We start from the raw sequence: 23,308 nt of genomic DNA on the forward strand, positions 1-23,308 counted from the left end.
AAGATCCTATGACATTTTCATTATTCTTTCAAAGCCTGATAAACGGACTGAACCAGGGCGCTATCTATGCTTTGATTGCACTTGGTTATACCATGGTATATGGAATCATCCGAATGATTAACTTTGCTCATGGCGATTTTATCATGATTGGATCCTATACCTTATTTTATACCATTCCTTTCATGATCCATGCGGGAATGCCTGCATGGATTTCCGTCTTCCTTGCCGTGGTCATATGCGCTGCGGTGGGAGTCATGGTTGAGGTGATAGCCTATAAGCCGGTCCGCAGGGCCGGCTCCATGTCAGCTCTTATTACAGCACTTGCCATGAGTCTGTTTCTTGAAAATCTGGCCATGGTCCTCTTTGGTGCAAAGCCCCATAATGTCCAGAAGATATTTGATTTACCCTCTGTAAATGTGCTTGGAGTGGTCCTTCCTCTGAATGTTATCCTGACCATCGGCATCGGGGTGGTCATGATGGCGGGCCTTCAGATATTTATAAAGAACACCAAGATGGGGAAAGCCATGCGGGCAGTTCCCCAGGATCGGGATGCCTCCATTCTTGCGGGAATCAATGTCAACAAGGTGATCACCATGACCTTTGCCATCGGCTCCGCGCTGGCAGCAGTTGCAGCTCTTATGTATTGTACCAAATATCCACGCGTCACCAATGATATGGGTTCCATGATGGGACTTAAGGCCTTTATTGCTGCTGTCCTCGGAGGAATCGGTGTCATTCCCGGAGCCATGCTTGGAGGAATTCTAGTTGGCCTCATTGAGATTTATGTAAAGCTATTTGCACCGGGCTGGTATGAAGCGATTACCTATGCCATTCTGATTGTGATTCTTCTGGTGAAGCCGTCCGGCATTCTTGGTAAGAATGTGGGCGAGAAAGTTTAAGGGGGTGGACCATGGAAAAGAGGTTTAAAGTTTCCTATTTCCTTAATTTCCTGGGTGTTCTGGCAGTTTTTTTCCTGTTTTTCCTGCTTTTTGAAAACAATGCTTTTGGCAGATCCACTCAGTATATCAAGGGAATCAGTACCACTGCCTGCTATACGATCATTATGGTGGCTTCCTTAAATCTGGTGGTGGGCTGCATGGGCGAGTTCTCCCTTGGCCATGCGGGTTTCGTATCAGTGGGAGCATATGCCTCTGCCATTGTATCCAATGGACTTGCCGGAAAAGGGCTGCCCGATATCGCATTATTCCTGGTTGCTCTTCTTGCAGGAGGGATTGCAGCCGGTATGACCGGAGTCATGGTTGGAATTCCGGCTTTACGCTTAAGAGGGGATTATCTTGCCATTGTGACCATTGCTTTTGCAGAAATTATCCGGGTTCTCTTTTGCAATCTTTCGATTACAGGCGGTGGAAAAACCATGAGCGGTATTATAAAACTTTCCAACTTCTACTGGAGCTTCTGGATCATGGTAATCTGTATCACCATGATGTACATGTACGTACGAAGCCGCTTTGGCAGAACGGTGAAAGCCATTCGGGAAGATTACATAGCAGCGTCTGCTTCTGGAATCAATGTTACTTATTATAAAGTGCTTACCTTTACCGTAGCCGCTTTCTTTGCAGGAATCGGCGGAGGTGTTTATGCCCATTATATGACAGCCATGATTCCCACCAACTTTAACTTTATGTACTCTGCGGAGCTTCTCTCGGAGGTAATTATCGGAGGGATCGGCTCCATTACCGGGTCCATAATCGGTGCGGCTTTTCTTTCTTCTCTTCCGGAGATGATGCGCCAGTTCTCCCAGTATCGTATGCTGGCATACTCTGTAGTACTGGTACTGGTCATGGTATTCAAACCGGGCGGTATCTTTGGAGCGTGGGAATTTTCCCTCATTCGTGTATATGAACGGCTGACAGGCAGAAAAGGCGGTTGGGAAAAGAACCGGAAAAAAACAGAAGGAGGTGTATAAATATGACAGGAGCAGAAGGAGCCATGCCGGTATTAAAAGCACAGAACCTGGGAATCCAGTTCGGCGGATTAAAAGCGGTGGACAGTTTCAATATGGAGATCGGAGAATCAGAGCTGGTAGGGCTGATTGGTCCAAACGGTGCTGGAAAAACCACAGTGTTTAATCTGATCACCGGTGTTTATAAACCGACGGAAGGATCCTTTTACTTAAATGGCCAGTCCATGAATGGGAAAAAGACTCATCAGATTGTTGAAGCAGGAATTGCAAGAACATTCCAGAATATCCGATTATTTAAGAAAATGACCGTAATCGATAATGTAAAGGCAGCCATGAGTGCCAAGCTTTCCTACAATCTGTTCCATGCCGTTTTTCGTACACCGGCTTACTGGAAGCAGGAAAAAGAACTGACAAAAAGAGCCGGGGAGCTGCTTAAAATCGTGCATCTAAGTGGAAAAGAAGATTATGAAGCAGGTAATCTTCCTTACGGAGAACAGAGGCGTCTGGAGATAGCAAGAGCCCTGGCTACGGATATGAAACTCCTTCTTCTTGATGAGCCTGCGGCAGGGATGAACCCGACAGAAACGGAAGAACTCCTGGAGATAATCAACTATATTCGTGATGAATTTAAGATTTCCGTGCTTCTTATCGAGCATGACATGAGCCTGGTCATGAAAATCTGCGAACGGATTTCTGTCCTTGATTTCGGTACTACCATTGCATCCGGGACCCCGGAGGAGATTGCCAATCATCCAAAGGTCATTGAAGCCTATCTGGGAAAAGACGATGAGGAGGTAGAGAAAGATGCTTAAAGTAAAGGATCTGGCAGTATCTTACGGAGCCATTGAAGCCATTCATGGGGCATCCCTGGAAGTTCATGATGGAGAAATCGTTTCCCTTATCGGAGCCAATGGAGCTGGAAAAACCACTATTTTAAGAACTATTTCAGGATTAAAAAAAGCTGATAAGGGAGAGATACTCTTTGACGGAGTCAATTTATTAAAAACAGAACCCAGCAAGATCTTCGATTTAAAACTGGCACATGTACCCGAAGGCCGTCATATTTTCCCCCAGATGACCGTAGAGGAGAATCTGGAAATGGGGGCATTTACCGATGGAAAAGACATGGCGGCCAATATGGCAGATGTATTTGATCGTTTTTCCCGTTTAAAAGAACGGAAAAAACAGTTGGCAGGAACCTTATCCGGCGGTGAACAGCAGATGCTTGCCGTAGGCCGGGCTCTTATGGCAAAACCCAAGATGATCCTGATGGATGAACCGTCCATGGGACTTTCTCCATTGCTGGTAAAGGAAATCTTTTCTATCATCAGAGAAGTGAACAAAAAAGGAATCACCATTCTGCTTGTGGAACAGAATGCAAAAATGGCTCTATCTATATCAAACAGAGCCTATGTTATGGAGACTGGGAAGATTACCATGGAAGGTGATGCCGGAGAACTGCTAAAGGATGACAGGGTAAAGAAGGCATATCTTGGACAATAGGAGGATACGATTATGGATGAGAAGAAGTATTTTGCCATTGCCATCACTCGTACCTGCGGAAGCGGAGGCGGAAGCTTCATCGGTAAAAAACTGGCGGCTGATTACGGGATCGATGTGTATGACAGAAAGCTTTTGCGTCTGGCATCAGAAGACAGCGGAATCAATGAGGTGATATTTGCAAATGCAGATGAAAATACGAAAAAAACTTTTTTATACCGTGCCTCAAGAAGAGTCTACAGTGGCGAAGTCATTCCAAAGGAAAGCGGCAATTTTTTATCGGATCAGAACCTTTTTAATTATCAGGCAAAGGTTCTGCAGGAGCTTCTTCATCATGAATCCTATGTCTGCATCGGCCGGGCAGCGGATTTTGTCTTAAGGGATGAGCCCAATGTAGTATCCGTGTATCTGGATGCCCCCTATGAATTCCGCTTAAAACGAGAGATGGAGCGGCAGGGAATATCCGAACAGGAGGCTGCAAGGTATATAGACAGACTGGATAAATACAGGAATTCCTATTATATGTACCATACTGGAAGGCAGTGGAAGAACCCTGAAAATTATGACCTTTGTCTGAATACGGAAAGTCTGGGGCTGGATCATTGTGTGGAATTAATTAAGAAATTTATGGAGTTAAAATTTGGGATTTGTTCCAGTGAAAAGGAGATATTATGAAAGAGCTTGCTTATTATGATGGAAGGATCGGAGCCCCTGAGGAATTGATGGTTCCCTTTCAGGACCGGGTTCATTTTTTTGGAGATGGAGTTTATGATGCTACCGTTGGTGGGAATCACAAAGTGTATCTTCTGGAAGATCATCTGGACCGTTTTTACTCCAGTGCCAAAGCCCTGGATATTAAGATTCCCATGGATAAGAAGGAGCTTGGAGAACTTCTGACAAAACTTCTTTCCATGGTGGAGGGGAATACTCATTTTGTGTACTGGCAGGTGACAAGAGGAACAGCTCCCAGGGATCATGCTTATGACGAGGCAATGCTTGGAAAGCTGTGGGTCATGATAAGGCCTAATAAACTAAAAGACCCTGATGTTCCCATCCGCCTGATAACAATGGAAGATACCAGGTTTTTTTACTGCAATATTAAGACATTAAATCTTCTCCCGTCCGTGCTGGCCTCTCAGGAGGCTTTAAAAGCTGGAGCTATGGAAACTGTTTTACACAGAGGAGATATGGTGACGGAGTGTGCGCACAGCAATGTTTCCATTTTAAAAAACGGAACCTTCCTTTCCCATCCCAATGATAACCTGATCCTTCGGGGGATTGCAAAGACCCATATGATTCAGGCCTGCTACAGGCTTGGAATCCAGGTATTGGAGCGGGCATTTACCATGGAAGAGCTTATGGATGCCGATGAGGTCATCGTGACCTCTTCCTCTAATTTCTGCCTTCATGCAGACGTTATTGACGGAAAGCCGGTAGGTGGAAAGGATCCGGCGACGTTAAAGAAGATTCAGGATGCTGTTTTGGAAGAATACTTAGAGTATACAGGAAGAGATAGTATATTTGATTAGGAGTGGATGATGGATAGAGGCGGGCTGGAAAAGAGAAATGTGGGAGAAAACCTGGATGCTCTGATGAATTTAGATCCCAGGGGCTATGGGGTATGCCGGATTCTTTATGCCGGAAGCCGGGAGCAGATGGGGGAGCCTCTTACCATGAGAGCGGCGGAAAAGCTGTGTGAAACGGTGAAAGAAAATGATCTGGTTTATATACTGACAGGATTTGTGCTTCTTCCTCATAAGAAGCCGGAGATGGATGGAATGGTCAGTTCCATGCTGCTGGCAAGAGCCCTGGTCATGGCTTTTGGGGCAAAGCCTGTTATCATCTGCCCTGAGGACTGTGTGAAGTCGGTAGTGAAATGTGCCTGCGTGGTAGGCCTTCATATTTACCAGGATATTGGAACCGTAAGGGAACTTCCTCTCAGCATGGGAGTGATAGCCTTTACAAAAAATCTGGCCAGGGCAGAAATCGAAGCGGAATGGCTGATAAAAGAAGGGCTTCCCGGAGCGGTAATCTCTGTGGAGGCTCCCGGTTCCAATGAAAATGGTGTTTATCACAATTCAGCCGGAGACAATGTAACAGAGCTGGAAGCCAAGACAGATGTACTATGGGAAATGCTTCGGAAAAAGGGAGTCCTAAACATAGCCATCGGTGATCTTGGCAATGAGATCGGCATGGGAGCCATAGCAGATCATATTAAAAAATACATACCTTTAACGGCTCCCGGGGAATGTGTGTGCGGCTGCGGAGGCGGAATTCTAGCGGCCAGCAGAGCGGACCACGTGATAACGGCAACCTGTTCTGACTGGGGCTGCTACGGTTTGATCGCGGCACTGGCTTACTTAAAGCGGGATATGGAGATTCTACACCGGGAAGAAATGGAAGCGGAACTGATGAGAGCGGCGTCGAGAACCGGTCTTATTGATATGACCGGTTCACTGATCCCTGGAATCGATGGATTTAGTACCCGGCTGAATACAGGAATTGTCAGCCTGATGCGCCAGTGTACGGCTTATGCGGTCCGATATTCCCATAATTCCGATCACTGGTTTACTTCTGTGCTGGAAAAAGGATTTTTTGAAGAAGGGGATGGGCCATGGTTCAAATAAAACCGGTCGGTGATTGCGGCGCCCTGGTGGAATTGGGTGATTCCATCAGTGAGGAGGTAAATGCGAAGGTAATGGAATTAAACCGGAGAATCCATGAGTTTTCGGTGGAAGGGATTGTTGAGACAGTACCTGCCTTTTGTTCTGTTCTCGTATGTTATGACCCTATGAAAACAGATTATGACGCGGTATTAAAGGTTCTATCGCGGCTGTCAGAATCATTGGAAGGCGGAACTGGAATAAGAGGAAAGCTGGTGGAAATTCCGGTTTGCTACGGAGGCAGCTTCGGACCGGATCTTTCCTTTGTAGCAGAGCATGGAAAGATCACGGAGGACGAGGTGATCCGGATTCACAGCAGCAGGGATTACCATATTTATATGCAGGGATTTCTTCCGGGCTTTCCCTATCTTGGAGGAATGGATGAACGCATTTTCACTCCCCGGTTAAGCTCGCCCAGAACTAGGATACCGGCGGGGAGCGTAGGAATCGGAGGAGAGCAGACAGGAATTTATCCCATGGATTCTCCGGGAGGCTGGCAGTTGATCGGACGTACGCCTTACTGTCTTTTTAAGCCGGAGCAGGTGGGAAAACCTCTTTATGAAGCCGGTGATTCCATTCGTTTTGTGCCTATCAGTCAGGAAGAATACAAAGAAATAAAAAGAAAACAGGAAAAGGGGTGACGGGATGGGATTTGAAATCTTGCGTCCTGGAGCCTTGTCCACGGTTCAGGATAAAGGGAGAAGAGGATTTTTAAGCCAGGGCATCCAAGAAAGCGGAGCCTGTGACAAGTATTCCATGAAGCTTGCTAATCTTCTTGCCGGGAATCTGGAAGAACCGGAAACAGCGGCAGTTATCGAATTTACGTTAAAAGGCGGTGAGATCCGTTTTAACTCTGACGAGATTATCGCCCTTGCAGGTGGGGATATGAAACCCTGTATCAATGGAATTCCGGCTCCCATTTTTTCCCCGATTCTGGTAAGGACAGGAGATATTCTGACCATGGAGCTTGCGGTCTCCGGCCTTCGGACTTACATGGCGGTCTATGGAGGAGTAGAGGTTCCTTCTGTCATGGGAAGCCGTTCCACCAATTTAAAATGCCGCATAGGAGGCTTAGAGGGAAGGGCACTCCTTGAAGGGGATCGTCTGAAGTCAGGAAAAGATCTCAGACAGTTTAAGAAAATAAGAAAGAAATTAAAGGGGAATGAAAAGCTGGCAGCCGTGGGAGAGAATGAACCATGGCTACGTCATTCGTCAACACCTTATCGCTTTTATGGAGATGACCGTATGGTTCTTCTGCGTGCCGTAATGGGCCCCCAGGAAAATGCTTTTACGGAACTGGGACTTAACACTCTGATCCGGAACCCTTTCCGGTTAAGCATTGACTGTGACCGCATGGCCTGCAAACTGGAGGGTGAACCTATTGAAATGAAGAATGGAGCAGATATTATATCTGATGGGATCGTAGAAGGCTCAGTTCAGATCTCATCTTCTGGACTTCCTATGGTTTTGATGGCAGATCATCAAACTACCGGAGGATATGCAAAAATCGCTACGGTGATCAGCACGGATATCCCTGCACTGGCCCAGCGAAAGCCGGGGGAGCGGGTGGCATTTCAGTATGTAACTCCAGATGAAGCCGTGGCAATCTGCCGGAAGGAAGAAGATAAGCTGAGGAATTTTAAGGAACGGCTTAGGAATATCATTTACCGGTAAATAGACCATAAGACAAGAAAGAAGGAATGAACATGGAACCAGAGTATAGACACAGACAACCCAAAGAAGTCCGCCGGCTGATCAGGGAGGGTGTGATCCACAGCCCTACCACCGGAATGTGCGGCGGCTATGCCCAGGGAAATCTGGTGATCCTTCCCGAAGAGCTGGCCTGGGATTTTCTTTTGTTCTGCCAGAGAAATCCCAAGGCCTGCCCGCTCCTGGAAGTATCGGATGCAGGGAGCAGGAGTTTTCCCCTGACGGCAGAAGGAAGTGATATTCCAAGGGATATTCCCAGATACCGGGTGTATGAATATGGCGCGTGCACCGGTGAATACACAGATGTATCAGAACTATTTGAGGAGTATCAAAGAACCAGGGGAAAGCTGGTAAGCTTTCTTATTGGCTGCAGTTTTTCTTTTGAAACAGCACTTTTGGAGGCTGGGATACCGGTGAGACAGATTGAGGAGGGGGTAAATGTTCCTATGTTCCATACGAACATTCCATGTATGCCCGCAGGAATATTTTCAGGTAACCTGGTGGTAAGCATGAGGCCCATACCTTATCACCAGGTTTCCGGTGCGGTTGTTATAACCGCCTCCATGCCAAAGGTGCATGGGGCGCCTGTTCACATTGGTTATCCGGAAGCTCTTGGAATAAAAGATATCTGCAAACCGGATTTTGGGGATCCGGTGACCATATATGATGGAGAGGTGCCTGTTTTCTGGCCCTGCGGGGTAACTCCCCAGGCAGTGGTCATGAACAGCAGGCCCCCCTTTGTAATTACTCACGCTCCGGGACACATGTTTATTACGGATTTAAAAAATGCAGAGATAAAAAATTAGAGGTGAGAATATGCCGGTCATTGATTTAAACTGCGATTTGGGGGAAAGCTTCGGTGCTTATAAAATAGGACTGGATGAAGAGGTGCTGCCCTATGTTACATCGGCAAACATTGCCTGCGGCTTTCATGGGGGAGATTCTGTGGTAATGGAACAGACGGTGGCTTTATGTAAGAAATATGGAGTGAGGGCAGGGGCCCATCCGGGTTTCCCTGATCTGGCGGGATTTGGAAGAAGAAATATGAGCCTTACTCCCAACGAAGTAAAAACCAGTGTTATGTATCAGATCGGGGCCTTGAACGCTTTTTGCAGAGGAGCCGGAATCAGGCTCTGTCATGTAAAACCCCATGGGGCCTTGTACAACATGGCGGCAAACGATTATGAACTGGCAAAAGCCATATGCCAGGCGATAAAAGAAGTGGATGGCAGCTTGGTTCTCCTGGCTCTCAGCAATAGTGAGATGATACGGGCTGCCAAGGATACAGGAGTGTCTGCTGCCAGTGAGGTATTTGCAGACCGGGCCTATGAAAGGGATGGAAGCCTGGTTCCAAGAAGCCGGAAAGGCGCGGTGATTGAAGATAAGGAGCTGGCATTAAAGCGTGTGATCAGAATGGTGAAAGAAGGGGTGGTGGAAGCCATTGACGGAAGCACGATTTCCATTGATGCGGATTCTGTATGTGTTCATGGAGATGGAGGGAAGGCTCTGGAATTTGTAAAGAGGCTACGAGAAGGTTTTTTAGAAGCGGGAATAGAGGTAAAATGCTTTTAGCGGCCAATAAAAAGGTGTGGCATGGAACTGTCATGCCTTTTTTGTATTTTTTCGATTACAGAAAAGCTTAATTCATCTATCACATAGAACTTCTGCATCCATTTCTTTAAAAATAAGGACGGTTTTGATATTTACGAATGATTCTTCTTAGTAGACAGTGAAAAAATGTTGAAATGGAGGAAGCATATCGTATCAAAACCGCCGTTAGTCTATAACGGTGTTCCTGTAATTATTTTTTCTTTGATACCTGATTAACCGTAGCGTAATATATTGTAATAAGCGCAGAGCCTAATAATAAACCTCCTACAATATCGGTGAACCAATGCACCCCTGAAATAAAACGCCCAATCACCGTTACGGCGATGATAGCAACAGATATGACCTCCGCAAAAAATCTAATTGACTTATTTTGTATCCGGGAATGGAATTGCATAATTGCGGTAGCCATGATACATAGTACAATCATCGTATGGGAAGATGGATAGGACGGTTCTAATGTACTTACCAAAATAATCGGTCTGTAATTAACAATAAATATTTCAAACAATACATATGAAAATATCACGATGATATAAAACACTCCAAGTAATATAATATCACTGTCTACACACTTGATGCTTTTTCTTTTTATTAGCTGCATTAATCCAAATATAGCAAAGCTCAAAGCGACAAGGATAGCTGCAACACCAATCCAGTCTGTGATATGGTACCAAAGTAAGTTTTCCCCAAGCAGTTTGAACATAAAGCCATTTAATGTAGAAAATCCAACGTTGGATTGCTCCGGACCTATGGGGCTGACGTCAATTGTTAAAACAGCTACTGTAAATAGTATGAATAACAAGAATAGAATTCCGGCAAGAATAAAACACTTTTTATTTTTCATCATATCTTCCTCCTTTCTGAACATAGGGCGATAAATTATTTAAGTCAAGCCGTGTTCCATGTGGTTTTACTAATCTGTTTGTTTTAATGATAAATTCCATTTGTAAAATCCTTTCAGTAATATTGGTATGTTTGTGTATGCCAGCCACATCATCATTGTGTGGTCAAGTATGGAAATATTCAAGAAACGAATCGTCACAACGGCAAAAACCCTCCGACACTTTTCGTGTCGAAGGGTTTTTCGCAAGCTTTTCAGAACAATTTACTTTATTCAGCTGCTCTTTATCAAAAGAACTACCTTAATCATAAAAAACAGGAAAAGGAGAGAAGTTGCAGAAGGTTGACGAGTTGCAACATAAATAAGAATGCAAAAAGCCTGTAATAGAATAGAGCTGGTTCTGCTAATGCTATACCATCTTTCATTCAAAAAATGTTGAGCAATTATTTGTGCGATACCCATTATTGCCATTAGAATAGGCGAAACAAGATAAATTATCCATGTAATTGTGCTTACGTCTGGGTTTGAAAATAAACTCACTGCCCGAATCAGGTCACTATCCTGTCGAATATAAAGTGGAAGGAAATAAAAAGAGATTGTCATAACATCTAAAGTACCATAAACCAGACTGAAAATCTTATTTATATTAGTGCGGTTCTCATTTGCCGCAAGGGAAATCAACTCCTCACCTGACAACAAATCATCAATAGATACCGAGAAAAGTTTTGATATATTTTTGAGCGAATCGATATTCGGGTATCCCTTTCCACTTTCCCATTTTGATATAGCCGTTCTGGACACAAATAATTCTTCTGCGAGCTGTTCCTGCGTCCATTCTTTTCCTTTTCGTAATTGTTGTAATTTTTCACCGAATTCCATATACAATACCCCTATTAGTCATCAATTTTTCTGCTGCCATCAATAGACACCCTATATGGGACAGCTGCAATACCCGCCTATCAGATATGCCCGGTATCATGGCTGCTTCATTTGTTACGATCATAGCGACACTTCCATGATTATTATACTTTAACTTGTTATGGAAGAATTATACCACATAAAGAGATTCAATGAGAGCCCCAAGTGGGGATTTTGATTACATCAGAGGAAAGCTGATTACAAAATTTGCAGGTGATAACAAAATTGGAAAATAGGTTACAAATTTTACATTTACCCATTAATATAAAATAATTACCATAAATTTGTAGTTTAGAACAAAAATAAATCAATTGAGGATATAATTACTCCCACTATAGAAATAGACCTTTATAATAAACCGCCAAGTAGCAAATTTATGGACTTAAAAAAATAATTCTACAATCAAATGAAGAAATAGAAAGGAGATAAGAAAGACATTTCAATTTTACAGCAAAAACCAGCCGATTTTATATTAAATTTTTTTATATTATTAAGGGATATTAAATGCACCAAAGTATCACCCATATTTGCTGCTATTTCAAAAGATTAGAAAAAGGGAATAAATACAAATGACGGAATTGAAAATGAATTTTTTTTTGGAAGTCTCGCATACACAGATATGTATGTAGCAACTGGTATTACTGCTTTGGGTTGTTTAATATATAAATATACAAATAGGCAAAAAATTTTATTGAAGTATTTTAACAACCTGGAAGAAAATGTGAACCTCAATATTGATAGCGATTTGTTTCTTGCAGATATTTTTTTAGAGGTTGATTATAAGATGAAGATTAAGGATGAAGCTGCATCTGATGCTGTAGCCGATATCTTATTGGATTTACAATAAGGCAAATGGCAACTTTAATGAGTGGAAAATCGTTGGAGGAAACAATAGTAAAAGATAATAATCTAATTTTGCTAAAAAAGGGCAGCGATTCAACGAAAAATATATTATCATTCATGCGGGAAATGGAGAAGCTGAAGTATTTATAGATTTGTGTGATAATTTATCAGTAGACTATAATATGTGGGGGATTAGAGCGGATAGATTTGATAAATATTCTCCTAAAAACATAAAGTTGGAGGAGATTGCCCAGGAATACGCAAAAAAAATTGAATCGGTGCAAAAGGAAGGGAGTTATAACATAATTGGATGGTGTATAGGAGGAAGTATAGCATTTGAAATAGCGTTGCAACTCGAAGAGAAAGGAAAAGAACTTAGCTTTTTCGGAATGATTAATAGCTTTGCACCGGATAGAGAATTTTGGGGTGAGGTTCCTGAATTCACCATTAGTACGGAAGAAGATGAGATTGGCAATCTGCCTGAATACTCAACTTTTAAAAAGAAATATAATAAGCTTGACAGCATTCAAGATATATGGACAAAACTATTAAAATTATATGAAGAGATAAAATTGCCTGTTGAGAAACTAAAGAAATATGTTTATGATGATATGGATAGAGCGATTCCCAATTTTGATGCTGAAAACATAAAAGTCCAGGATATTGTATATTACATAAATGTTTTACGTACTTTTGATAATGTTAGGGCCTTATATATACCCACAAGAAAGCTAAAAACACAATGCCATTTTTTTATGGCCACAGAAGAGGAAGCAGCAAATGCTCTATTATGGAATAAATATTGTGAAGGAAAAATTAATTTGTATAATATAGAGGGAAATAACTTTTCCGTGTTACGTTATCCTAGAGTGCTGGACTTTTCAGTAATACTGAATGAAATCTTAGAATTTTAAGGAGAATATAAATAAAGTGAAAAGTAAGAATGCAGATTTGTTATTGATATTAATTACTGCTATATGGGGATTGTCCTTTCCAATTATGAGAAATTCTCTGGCTTTTATCTCTGAAATTACATATTTGTTTTATAGATTTACACTGGCGAGTTTGGTTTTGTTAGTTATATTTCGTAGAAAATATAAGAAAATCAATAGGACAGTTCTATTTAAAGGTGTGTTGTTAGGTATTTCATTATCTGGTGCTTTAGGTTTTACTGTTGTTGCATTACAATTTACAACCGCCTCAAATGTCGCTTTTATTACAGGATTGAATATTGTTATTGTACCATTTGCTTCAAATATTATTTTGAGGAAAAAGATTGATCTAATTAAAAAAATAAGTATTATATTGGCATTATTCGGCTTGTTCTTTATCTCAGGCGGTGTGGAGTTAAGATTTAATCGTGGGGATTTTTTTGCGCTTTTATGTGCATTGTGTATCTCGGCTCAAATTATTTTAACAGATATTTTTGCTAGAGATGAAGAACCGATTACCTTAGGTTGTTTGCAGGTTAATATTGCTGCAATAATTTATTTTATAATGTGTTTCATTGGAGGCGGAAATTTTTCCTTTAAAATAAATACTATTGTAGTTATAACTATTCTCATCACTGGCATTGCGGGCACAGCGTTAGCATTTGTAGGACAAACGTACATACAAAAATATACTACACCCTCTCATGTGGCAATTATTTTTATCCTGGAGCCTGTGTTTGGTGCGGTTTTTGCTTTATTAATACCAAAATTAGACGGTACAATAGAAATGATTTCGTCGATGAAGGCAATAGGATGTATCCTACTCATTGCTTCAATGTTGCTTACAGAAATTTGCAGTAGAAGAAATACTGCTACATGAAGAGAAAATTGACCGATTTAGTGGTTGTGTTAAGCTTTTTGATGTTGTGCTTGAAATGCCTAGGGTCGACACTACGCTGACTTTTTATAGAAAGTTTTTTGTCATTTAAGGAATATTAATTATCCGGGCTGAAATGGTACTTACAATTCACAAAATAAAGGGACTTAACGCATACTAAAGACTTATGAATATTAATGACTATTAATAAAAAACAAAAAAGCAAGGCGTATGTCTTGCTTCTTTGTTAGTATTTATATTATATGGACAATGCGTTACATAGATGAAATCTCATAGTACCGCAATAAATAAGTACTGGAAACATGGGAAAACAACACGATCAGCAGTTGACCTTATTACTGTTAATATCAAATGTTTTAGGTATGATGCATTGTCTGTCATAAATGTAAAGCTGCCGTGCGGATCGTTTGAAATGTTATATTGATTAAAAAATGCCTCCATTTTCCATATCAGTTTTATTCACAAAATCCATATGGTATAATTTTTCCCAATGATTAATATTTAATGTTCCCTTAGTGAGACGGATTGCTAAAAAGCAACAGTTTTCATCCTTTTCATTATTTGCCATATCGTACCATTCGGAAAAAGCTGTACGGAGTTTGGTTCTTATTTCGGCATTATTTGGATCAAGCACCCAACCGAGGTTTTCACCTACTCCATTAGCGGTGAACATCTCTAAACAACCCGCAACCGAAACCTCCGAATTTTGCGAGATTTGCTGCATTTTGTTTGATTTTCCATGTGTTACAACATAAAATGTGCCGTCTTCATAATAGGCGTCCACACTACGGACAACTGGGCGGGGCATTCCGTTAGCGCCCGGCTCCCGCGCAATCGTCGCGAGGGAAATAACATTGTCTTTGCCGTTTCCGAACTTTTCTTCGATTAATTTTAATCCTTCATCGTAATTGCTCATTTGCTTTTCCTCCAACATTCATTATTTATTTTTCTCGTATCTTAAAAGGAATCCACAATTCTACATAAGAGATGTCGGACGCACTTTTATAGTACATCTCAGGGAAAAATCCATCGGCAATCAGATTGTGCTTTTTAAGCCAAAACCGAGTGTATTTCATTGCCTTACCCAGACCAATTATCATCTGTTCATGATTTTCTGATTCAAAGCCACAGACGACATACTCTCGTATGGGGAGTTGCCAATTTGTAAATTCAGGGTTTTTCTCGTCTTTTTTTACTTCTGCACCAACAAAATAACTCGAATAACCGTCTGGTGCATCGCCGTGATAAGAAACACCAACCCTGCGCCCCTCTGAGATATGTGAGATATTCGGAAGAACCCTAAAAAACCTGTCCCATATCTCGCCAACCGTGTCAACGCCGGTTCTTTCGCCGAACATTTTACCATATTTGAATGGATAATATCCTGTAACACCAAGAAAGTTAATTGGTTCTTCAAGAAATTTACGGTTCATTTCCAAAACCAATCCATCACTGATCAGTGGTACACCCTCATCAACCACAATATAACCAAGTGATAAATCGGGTTTGTCAAAATTCTGTAAGCCAATCGGTTTATCTCGGTACTGTGAAGGGGTAATCCCATAGGTTTCTTTAAATGCTCGCGTAAAAGTTATGTGACTGCCAAAACCGAATTCCATTGAAATGTCGATAATGCGGTTTTCTTTATCTCGCAGCATCGGGAGAGATTTTGCCAACCGGCGCAATTTAATATAATCCCGAACCGATGTTTTTACCAAACGTGTGAATAGTCTCTGATAATAAAACAGTGATAATACGGCAGTTTCAGCCAGTTCTTCGATGTGGATTTCTTCACCGAGATGTTCTTCGATGTGGTTCAGAGTTTTTTGTATGGCTTCCCATGCATGCATATAGATTCCTCTCTTTAAGACAATATACCACAGACGAAAAACGAATGCTTAACTGTGTCTGCTCTTTTTTATCTGAACAACAGCTCGAATAAATTACACCTTAAAAATTACCAAGTAAGGTGTATTATTTTAAATTATAATAATCTTCTTTTAAAAGTGCATACATAGAAGCGTCACAAATTCCTTGATTATTAATGTCAGCATTACGCAATGTTCCCTCAAACGTTAATCCACATTTTAACATCACCTTACCTGAATTTGGATTTCTTGGATCATGTCGAGATTCAATACGTTTAACATCGACTTTTTCAATCAAAAATGGAATAATCCCCTTAAACGCCTCAGTGGTTATCCCTTTATGCCACCATTTTCTCCCGATACAGTAACCAATATGTACCATATCAATTTTTTCGTTCATATGTACAACACTAATTGTACCAATAGGTTCATCGCTATTTTCTTTTAATACGATTGCCCATTGATAAAATTTATTGTCAGAATAACGATTAATCCAATCTGATACTATACGTTCAGCTGCTTCGACAGACATAATAGGTGACCATGTTAAAAATTTTGTTACTTCTACATCGTTTGCCCAATTATTAAACAGTGCTCGTGAGTCGGATATAATAAAATTGCGTAATTGCAATCGATCTGTTTCTATCTGTTCCGTTCCTAAATGATTCATAGTTCCCCCTTATCATATGAATACTAACTATTTTGCTTTTAATAATTATCAATTTATCTGAGTATATACCATAAAATACAAAATTACAAATATTAAAAAGCACTATATATAAATTGCTTTTCTTGCTTTAAAATTCATTATTTTTGTATCAGAATGGTACGTATTAGATTAAGTATGATCGTAAATATATGGAGAAAAGATCGATAATATATGATTGATAAATAAAATCGCGTAGAGGGTACGCTGAGTGGGCCGGGCGTCTTTTTTTATTGAAGCATGTAAAGGGTATTGATTCATTTTCAAATGTATCTGCATAATAATTCAAAGAAAGAATGAAATGGCATTGACACAAAATACAGCCAAGACTATAATGTGGCCAATACAAAGGTGTGGCACAGAACTGTCATGCTTTTTTTTGTATCTGTCAAGAAGAGCAGGAAGTCATCATGCTTTAAACTAATATTCGTGTTTGTAATTGTACAATTTGCACATATTTTTAGGGGAAAGAAAATAAGATATAATAAATTATTGACATACAAACTCACGTATGGTAAGTTAAAAGTAAATAAAGATATGTGAGAGATAACAGATGGCTAATAAGATACAACGGACATCGCTTCAGTTAGAGATCATTCGTTATATACAGAATTATATTGAAGAAAATGATCTAAAAGCAGGGGACAGGCTTCCTTCCCAGGAACAGCTACTGGAAATGATGGGGGTAAGCAGAACTTCACTCAGAGAAGCTATGAAAACCCTGGAAGCACGCAATGTACTGGAAGTACGGAACGGAAAGGGCGTTTACGTAGGCAGTCAGAAGGAAAGTGCATTTTTATCACTGATGGATTTTACCAGGGAAAAAGGTAAGCTTTTAGATGCTTTGGAGGTACGTAAGATTCTGGAACGGGAAATCCTCCGAATGGTGATTCATACGGTTAACGAAGAAGAACTGAAAGAACTGGGCGATATAACTAAGGTTTTAATGGAAAAATTTCATCAGGGAGTAAGACAGACAGAAGAGGACAAACAGTTCCATTATACCATATACCGTTTGTCCCATAATGATATTATGTATCAATTGATTTTATCCATCAGTCATGTAATGGATCAATTCTGGGAGTTTCCGCTCAATATGGAAGATCCTTTTTTAGAAAGTCTGCCATTGCATGAAAAATTGTATGAAGCGATTTGCGAAAAAAATGTAAAGAAAGCACAGCTAATCAATGAACAATTGTTAGATGCAGTATACCGGGATATTAAAAAACAAATATAATGTTCTATAACAAATATGTATCATAATAATCAAACCTATATTATAGCATATAGCATATAGGTTGAGAAATCAAAGGAGAAAAGAGGTAACATTATGTCAGATCAGAGCCAGTATTTAAAGAGTGATAAATTAATTACCGCACATTACGGTGAGGAATATGAGCATTATTATAATGCTGTAGTTCCGCCGGTTTTCATGAATTCACTGAATGTATTTGAAACCATAGACGAATATTACGATTTTGACCGTACTGATAAGCATAAATATTGCTACGGCAGAGTACAGAACCCTACCGTCAGGATTCTGGAAGATAAAATTGCGGCTTTGGAGCACGGAGCCGGAGCCCTAGCATTTGCATCGGGTATGGCAGCTGCCACAACAGCAGTATTGACCGCATGCAGGACAGGCAGCCATGTAATATGCATCCATAATTCCTATGGACCGTTAAAAGATTTTCTGACCGGATACTGCAAAGAACACTTGGATATTTCCACCACGTTTGTAAAAGGTGACTGTGTAGAGGAATTTGAAGGAAGCATAACGGATAAAACGGATCTGATTGTTCTGGAAAGCCCTTCTTCTCTTGTATTTTCCCTGCAGGACATTGAAGCGATTTCAAAGATTGCAAAAGAACATCAGGCACTTGTTTATATTGATAACACATTTTGCACTCCCATTTACCAGCAGCCCCTTACCCTTGGTGCAGATATTGTGATGCATACCACATCAAAATATATTGGCGGCCATAGTGACATAATAGGCGGCATGCTGGCAGTAAAAGATCCTGCACTGATGAAAAAACTAACAGCAAACAGGGAGCTGTTTGGCGGCATTGCAGGACCAATGGAAGCATGGCTGATGATCCGCGGCCTTCGTACATTGTCAGTCCGCATTGCGCAGCATCAGGAAACGGCTATGGAGGTTGCGAAGTTCCTTGAAAAGCATCCCAAAGTAAAGAATGTGTATTATCCTGGTCTGGAATCCCATCCCCAATATGGGCTGATGAAGAAACAACAATCAGGAAATACCGGATTGCTGAGCTTTGAGATCAATGGAACATTAAAGGACGCTGTAAAAGCAGCGGAAAGTCTTAGGATATTTAAGATCGGCGTATCATGGGGAGGTTTTGAGAGTCTGGCATTTTTACCCCATGCAAGGCTGGAAGAGAATGCATGCAAAGTTTTAGGAGGATCTCAGAATATTATCCGTATTCATTGCGGATTAGAAGGTACAGATGCCTTGATTTCAGATTTGGAATCGGCTCTTGCTCAAATATAAACAAATCAAAGGAGGAGAACAGATGAGGAAAAAAAGAGCAGCAGTATTGGTGTTGGCAGCGGCGGCTATTCTGTCAGGATGCAGCGGGAAGACAGCCGCAGAAGCAACAGCATCAGCAAACGGGGAAACAGCAAAGACAGAAGCTGCGAAGACAGACAATGGTAAGCCGGGGGATGCGGTTACCATCAGCCTGGTAGAATCCCTGACCAGTCCGGAACGTACGGCTGTTTTACGAGGAATTGCGGACAAGTATGAGGCAGAGCATCCCAATATCAAGATTGATATTGTATCCCCGCCATTGGAGAATGCTGATGCGAAAATCACCCAGATGCTGATGAATGGAAGCGGTGTGGATATCGTAGAAGTAAGAGATTCCACAATTACCCAGTTTGTGACCAATGAATGGATTGCAGATCTTCAGAAATACCTGGATGGCTGGTCGGAAAAAGACACTTTAACAGATTCTGCAAAAGAAGTAATCCATTACATGAAAGACGGAGCTTACATGGTTCCTTATGGATTTTATCAGAGAGGTCTTTACTACAGGGCCGACTGGTTTAAGGAAAAAGGCTTGAAGCAGCCTGAAACCTGGCAGGATCTCTATGACTCGGGAGTTGCCGTTACGGATCCGGCAAACAGCCGTTTTGGTTATTCTTTCCGTGGCGGCACAAGCGGTTACCAGTATGCAGATACGATTTACTGGAGCTGGATCGGTACAGATAAGCTTGCAGATCCCAATGCCGGCTATTATTTGAAAGATGGCAATGGGGCAACCATTTTTACACTGCCAGAGGTAAAGGAAGCACTTCATTTCTATAAGGATCTTTTTAAAAATGCTTCTCCAACGGATTCCATAGCATGGGGCTTTTCGGAGATGGTACAGGGCTTTGTGGGAGGAACCACCTCTATGCTGATTCAGGATCCGGAAGTAATTGCGACCTGCTCCGCCGATTTACAGGATGACCAGTGGGATTTAGTTCCCTTCCCCAAGGGACCGTCCGGCCAGGCTGTTTTTCCAAATGGATTCGCCGGCTGGGGCATGACATCCTTTACAGAACATCCGGATGAGGCAGCGGATTTCCTTTTGTACTTGTCCAATTCCGAGAATAATACATACTTTGCAAAGAATTATTCCACAATCCCGATTCACAGTAATGCAGCAGATAAAGACAGTTATTTTTCAGAGGCACGGTTCGCGATGTATATGGACATGGCAAAAGAGCCGGCTGTATACCGTCATGCGGCATATCCTCAGATGTATGAAGCGTTTGCCACATATAAAACAGAGGTTGATACCATGTATCAGAAGTATCTCACCGACGAGATTACGGATGATGACCTGTTAAAATGGCTGGATGAATTCTGGACAAAAGCATATCAGGATGAAGGACAGAAGTGGTAAGCAGGAACTAAATAATCATAAGTATATCTGGAAGGGGAGGGATCTCCTTCCAGACTCCTTATAGATGAGAGGCAGTAAAGAGGAGGGAACGGTATGAAACAAAAATCGAGACTTCAATTGAAAAGAGCCTGTTTTATCTTTCTTATGGTTCTTCCCGCCATTATCATTCCTATTATATTTACATATTATCCCATGATCAAGGGATCCATGATGGCTTTCCAGAGTTATAATCTGATGAATATTAAAAATATCAAATGGGTGGGATTTGATAATTTTAAAAAGTTATTCCAGCACAGTGCAAGCAATACCTTCTATTCCACCATGTGGAATACCGTCAAGTGGGTCGGGATTTCACTGTTATTCCAGTTCATGGCAGGATTTGCCATGGCGCTGCTCTTAAAAAAGAAATTTAAGGGAAGCGGTGTGTACCAGGGCCTGATTTTTTTCCCTTGGGCAGTGTCCGGATTTATTATCGGGATCATGTGGCGTTGGATGTTTAATGGTACTTCCGGCGTTATCAATGACATGCTGATAAAAATGCATCTGATCCGCCTGCCGGTGGGTTGGCTGGCAGATAAAAGTACGGCGCTGTATTCCTGCATTATAGCAAATATATGGTATGGGATCCCATTTTTCACGATCATGATTACGGCTGCCTTAAGAGGGGTACCGGAAGAACTATATGAAGCTGCTGATGTGGATGGAGCAAATCCATTCCAGAAATTTTCCGGTATTACAGTACCCTGTATCCGGTCCGTATTATTGCTGACTGTTTTGCTTAGGGTGATCTGGATCTTTAATTTCCCGGATCTGATTTATTCCATGACACAGGGTGGTCCGGCGGGATCGTCCAATATCATCACGTCCTACATGATGCAGCTCGTCCAGAGTTTAGACTATGGCATGGCTTCCGCCGTTGGGGTATTGTGCATCATTTTTTTAATGATATTTGCATCATTTTACCTGACGCTTACCAAATATACGGATAAGGAGGCATGACATATGACTGCAGCAAGTAAAAAACAGGTGTGGAAAATCTTTAAGTTTGCCGTACTTTCTGTCTTTCTTGTGTTGACCATGTTCCCTTTTCTATGGATGCTGCTTACTTCATTAAAGGGATCTCAGGGCGAGATTTACGCATTCCCGGTGAGATATCTGCCGGATCCGGTCTCTTTCGTCAATTATGCGGCAATGCTCTGGAAAGGTAATTTTGCCAGATACTTATGTAATTCATTTTTTACATCTTCTGTGGCAGCTGCCTGTGCGGTCTTTATTTCCATTCTTGCCAGTTATGTTATCAGCAGATTCCGTTTCCGCTTTAAAAATGTGTTGCTGCTGTTTTTCCTGGTTACGCAGATGATACCGATGTTCATTATGCTGGCACCATTGTATCAGATGTTAGGCAAGATGCGGATGCTGAATAATTTGTATGGCCTGGCAATGCTATACACAAATATGATGATACCTTTTTCTGTTGTAACTTTATGCGGCTTTTTTGACGGAGTACCTAAATCTCTGGAAGAAGCGGCATGGATTGATGGCTGCGGCTATCTGCAGGCATTATTTCAGGTGATTGTACCGGTCATTATGCCGGGCATCGCCGCCACATTTATCTTTGCATTCATCAATTCCTGGAATGAACTTTTTATGTCGGTTATGTTTATTGATGTGGATAAATTTAAGACAATACCGGTAGGACTTAACGCTCTGATCTTAAAATATGATATAAAATGGGGGGAAATGGCAGCAGGTACCATTATGTCCTTGATTCCCACCATGTGTTTGTTTACCTTTGCACAGAAATATATGATAGAAGGGCTTACAGCCGGATCGGTGAAAGGATGATTGAGGATATGAGGGAATGTAATTTTTACCTTGGGATTTGAATAGGACGGAAAACAGAAGAAAGTTCATATAGGGGGAAACTTAAAGGGAACGGTATGATGCGGTTCCCTTTTGGTTTTAGAAAGTAGTTCTGTAGAATCGGTATGCGTATTGACATAAGATTTTGTAAAATCTATAATGTTATCATTGGTTTAAGCTTTATAAGTTTCGGAGTAATTTGCTTTGCTTCTTATCTTTGATATGTTAAGAAATGATCGCCAGGAGATATTTGAACCTTAATAGAATTTTGGCTGACAGATATAGAAATAAGAAAGTAATACTTTTAGGGGAAAATGATTGTGATTGAGATAGCTGTTTGTGATGATGAACGTTACTTGCTGAGAGAATTGGAAACATGTTTGTATGAACTTGGAAAGAGTGCGGGGATTCAGGTAGACGTGGAATGTTATGAAGACGGAAAAGACCTGGTTAAAGTAGTTAACGAAGGAAAGCGGTATGACATTATTTATCTGGATGTCCGGATGAGACATATGGATGGCCTGGAAGCGGCATATAAAATACGTGAAATAGACCGTACAGTGCAAATGGTGTATGTGACATCTCATGACAGATGCATGAAAGAAACCTTCCGGGTTGCACCAATTGGATTTATTACAAAACCCATAAAAAAGAAAGAATTTGAGGAAACCTTTTATTATGCATTAAGGCTTGTAGAGGAACAGGATGCGTATTACCGTTTCCGGTATATGAAGTCGGATTATAAAGTGGCAATACGTGATATTCTGTATTTTGAAAGCAAGCTTCGGGTGGCTGAAATTACTTTGCAGGATGGCTGCTTAAAAGAATATAGAGCGTTAAATGATATAGAAAAAAGCCTGGAACAAAGCACAGGGAGATTTTTACGGATACATAAGTCTTATCTGGTAAATTACCAGCATGTTATTCGAATGGGGTATGAAGAAATAGAGATGCCGAAAGGAATCATATTGCCCTTGAGCAGGACGTACAAAAAGTCGGTAGAAGAAAAATTGAGACAGTTTAAAAAGAGGTAAATAATGAATGCAGTTAAAATGATTTTTACAGGTATAAGTATGTCGTTATATTCTACTTATTTACTGAAAGTATATCTTGA

Annotated in this window: 25 protein-coding genes; 20 read left to right on the plus strand and 5 right to left on the minus strand. The window is 41.2% G+C overall.

Features of this window, described 5'->3' with window-relative positions; translation table 11 throughout:
• Window positions 1-8 precede the first annotated feature (8 nt).
• The 11 genes from BMW45_RS17820 to BMW45_RS17870 are packed head-to-tail and all read left to right on the plus strand — an operon-like array spanning window position 9 to window position 9,369.
• On the plus strand, window positions 9-899 hold the full coding sequence (locus BMW45_RS17820) for a branched-chain amino acid ABC transporter permease (RefSeq protein ID WP_092247121.1): 891 nt from the start codon (window positions 9-11) through the stop codon (window positions 897-899).
• An 11-nt stretch (window positions 900-910) separates the two neighbouring features.
• Window positions 911-1,927 (plus strand): branched-chain amino acid ABC transporter permease, encoded by a 1,017-nt coding sequence (locus BMW45_RS17825; RefSeq protein WP_092247124.1) that lies wholly within the window; start codon window positions 911-913, stop codon window positions 1,925-1,927.
• A gap of 23 nt (window positions 1,928-1,950) precedes the next feature.
• On the plus strand, window positions 1,951-2,736 hold the full coding sequence (locus tag BMW45_RS17830; RefSeq protein WP_207649168.1) for an ABC transporter ATP-binding protein: 786 nt from the start codon (window positions 1,951-1,953) through the stop codon (window positions 2,734-2,736).
• Window positions 2,729-3,427 (plus strand): ABC transporter ATP-binding protein, encoded by a 699-nt coding sequence (locus BMW45_RS17835; protein ID WP_092247130.1) that lies wholly within the window; start codon window positions 2,729-2,731, stop codon window positions 3,425-3,427. The genes BMW45_RS17830 and BMW45_RS17835 overlap by 8 nt, the downstream gene beginning before the upstream one ends.
• Window positions 3,428-3,439: 12 nt before the next feature.
• On the plus strand, window positions 3,440-4,099 hold the full coding sequence (locus BMW45_RS17840) for a cytidylate kinase-like family protein (protein ID WP_092247133.1): 660 nt from the start codon (window positions 3,440-3,442) through the stop codon (window positions 4,097-4,099).
• The gene (locus BMW45_RS17845; protein WP_025231958.1) at window positions 4,096-4,953 is read left to right on the plus strand and encodes an aminotransferase class IV; all 858 of its coding nucleotides are present in this window, start codon (window positions 4,096-4,098) and stop codon (window positions 4,951-4,953) included. Before BMW45_RS17840 ends, BMW45_RS17845 begins: the two co-directional genes overlap by 4 nt.
• 6 nt (window positions 4,954-4,959) lie before the next feature.
• Entirely contained in the window at window positions 4,960-6,051 is a 1,092-nt protein-coding gene (locus BMW45_RS17850) for a DUF4392 domain-containing protein (RefSeq protein WP_330390806.1), read from the plus strand.
• On the plus strand, window positions 6,039-6,728 hold the full coding sequence (pxpB, locus tag BMW45_RS17855; RefSeq protein ID WP_092247138.1) for a 5-oxoprolinase subunit PxpB: 690 nt from the start codon (window positions 6,039-6,041) through the stop codon (window positions 6,726-6,728). The genes BMW45_RS17850 and pxpB overlap by 13 nt, the downstream gene beginning before the upstream one ends.
• A 4-nt stretch (window positions 6,729-6,732) precedes the next feature.
• A complete protein-coding gene (locus BMW45_RS17860; protein WP_092247141.1) occupies window positions 6,733-7,761 on the plus strand; it encodes a 5-oxoprolinase subunit C family protein in 1,029 nt (342 codons plus the stop codon).
• 32 nt (window positions 7,762-7,793) lie between these two features.
• Window positions 7,794-8,603: a putative hydro-lyase gene (locus BMW45_RS17865; RefSeq protein WP_242883157.1), complete on the plus strand. Its 810-nt coding sequence runs from the start codon at window positions 7,794-7,796 to the stop codon at window positions 8,601-8,603.
• Window positions 8,604-8,613: 10 nt separating this feature from the next.
• A complete protein-coding gene (locus tag BMW45_RS17870) occupies window positions 8,614-9,369 on the plus strand; it encodes a LamB/YcsF family protein (protein WP_092247146.1) in 756 nt (251 codons plus the stop codon).
• A 229-nt stretch (window positions 9,370-9,598) separates the two neighbouring features.
• Here BMW45_RS17870 and BMW45_RS17875 read toward each other — a convergent pair whose 3' ends face one another.
• A complete protein-coding gene (locus BMW45_RS17875; protein ID WP_207649104.1) occupies window positions 9,599-10,255 on the minus strand; it encodes a phosphatase PAP2 family protein in 657 nt (218 codons plus the stop codon).
• Window positions 10,256-10,522: 267 nt separating this feature from the next.
• Window positions 10,523-11,128 (minus strand): helix-turn-helix domain-containing protein, encoded by a 606-nt coding sequence (locus BMW45_RS17880; RefSeq protein ID WP_029701553.1) that lies wholly within the window; start codon window positions 11,126-11,128, stop codon window positions 10,523-10,525.
• Window positions 11,129-11,786: 658 nt separating this feature from the next.
• Between BMW45_RS17880 and BMW45_RS17885 the strand changes: the two genes are divergently transcribed.
• From BMW45_RS17885 to BMW45_RS17895, 3 genes are all read left to right on the plus strand, one after another.
• Window positions 11,787-12,014, plus strand: coding sequence for a hypothetical protein (locus BMW45_RS17885; RefSeq protein WP_092247152.1), 228 nt, complete (start codon window positions 11,787-11,789; stop codon window positions 12,012-12,014).
• 109 nt (window positions 12,015-12,123) lie between these two features.
• Window positions 12,124-12,924: a thioesterase domain-containing protein gene (locus tag BMW45_RS17890; RefSeq protein WP_278320817.1), complete on the plus strand. Its 801-nt coding sequence runs from the start codon at window positions 12,124-12,126 to the stop codon at window positions 12,922-12,924.
• 16 nt (window positions 12,925-12,940) lie between these two features.
• Complete coding sequence (locus tag BMW45_RS17895) at window positions 12,941-13,822, plus strand: DMT family transporter (RefSeq protein WP_092247158.1); 882 nt, start codon at window positions 12,941-12,943, stop codon at window positions 13,820-13,822.
• 442 nt (window positions 13,823-14,264) lie between these two features.
• Here BMW45_RS17895 and BMW45_RS17900 read toward each other — a convergent pair whose 3' ends face one another.
• From BMW45_RS17900 to BMW45_RS17910, 3 genes are all read right to left on the minus strand, one after another.
• Window positions 14,265-14,756: a pyridoxamine 5'-phosphate oxidase family protein gene (locus BMW45_RS17900; RefSeq protein ID WP_092247161.1), complete on the minus strand. Its 492-nt coding sequence runs from the start codon at window positions 14,754-14,756 to the stop codon at window positions 14,265-14,267.
• Between the two features lie 25 nt (window positions 14,757-14,781).
• Complete coding sequence (locus BMW45_RS17905; protein WP_092247164.1) at window positions 14,782-15,690, minus strand: AraC family transcriptional regulator; 909 nt, start codon at window positions 15,688-15,690, stop codon at window positions 14,782-14,784.
• Between the two features lie 124 nt (window positions 15,691-15,814).
• Complete coding sequence (locus BMW45_RS17910) at window positions 15,815-16,378, minus strand: GNAT family N-acetyltransferase (protein ID WP_092247167.1); 564 nt, start codon at window positions 16,376-16,378, stop codon at window positions 15,815-15,817.
• A gap of 589 nt (window positions 16,379-16,967) precedes the next feature.
• On the opposite strand from BMW45_RS17910, the gene BMW45_RS17915 reads away from it, so the two are divergent.
• From BMW45_RS17915 to BMW45_RS17940, 6 genes are all read left to right on the plus strand, one after another.
• Window positions 16,968-17,651 carry a FadR/GntR family transcriptional regulator gene (locus BMW45_RS17915; protein WP_092247170.1) on the plus strand — a complete coding sequence of 228 codons (684 nt, stop codon included), beginning with the start codon at window positions 16,968-16,970 and terminating at the stop codon, window positions 17,649-17,651.
• 93 nt (window positions 17,652-17,744) lie between these two features.
• The gene (locus BMW45_RS17920; RefSeq protein WP_092247172.1) at window positions 17,745-18,929 is read left to right on the plus strand and encodes a trans-sulfuration enzyme family protein; all 1,185 of its coding nucleotides are present in this window, start codon (window positions 17,745-17,747) and stop codon (window positions 18,927-18,929) included.
• Window positions 18,930-18,951: 22 nt separating this feature from the next.
• On the plus strand, window positions 18,952-20,331 hold the full coding sequence (locus tag BMW45_RS17925; RefSeq protein WP_092247175.1) for an ABC transporter substrate-binding protein: 1,380 nt from the start codon (window positions 18,952-18,954) through the stop codon (window positions 20,329-20,331).
• A 93-nt stretch (window positions 20,332-20,424) separates the two neighbouring features.
• Window positions 20,425-21,330, plus strand: a complete 906-nt coding sequence (locus tag BMW45_RS17930; RefSeq protein WP_092247178.1) for a carbohydrate ABC transporter permease — start codon at window positions 20,425-20,427, stop codon at window positions 21,328-21,330.
• A gap of 3 nt (window positions 21,331-21,333) precedes the next feature.
• Window positions 21,334-22,176 (plus strand): carbohydrate ABC transporter permease, encoded by an 843-nt coding sequence (locus BMW45_RS17935; RefSeq protein WP_092247181.1) that lies wholly within the window; start codon window positions 21,334-21,336, stop codon window positions 22,174-22,176.
• Window positions 22,177-22,514: 338 nt separating this feature from the next.
• Window positions 22,515-23,228 (plus strand): LytR/AlgR family response regulator transcription factor, encoded by a 714-nt coding sequence (locus BMW45_RS17940; RefSeq protein ID WP_166433416.1) that lies wholly within the window; start codon window positions 22,515-22,517, stop codon window positions 23,226-23,228.
• Window positions 23,229-23,308: the final 80 nt, after the last annotated feature.

It is taken from the genome of Lacrimispora sphenoides, from assembly GCF_900105215.1.
Classification (GTDB): domain Bacteria; phylum Bacillota; class Clostridia; order Lachnospirales; family Lachnospiraceae; genus Lacrimispora; species Lacrimispora sphenoides_A.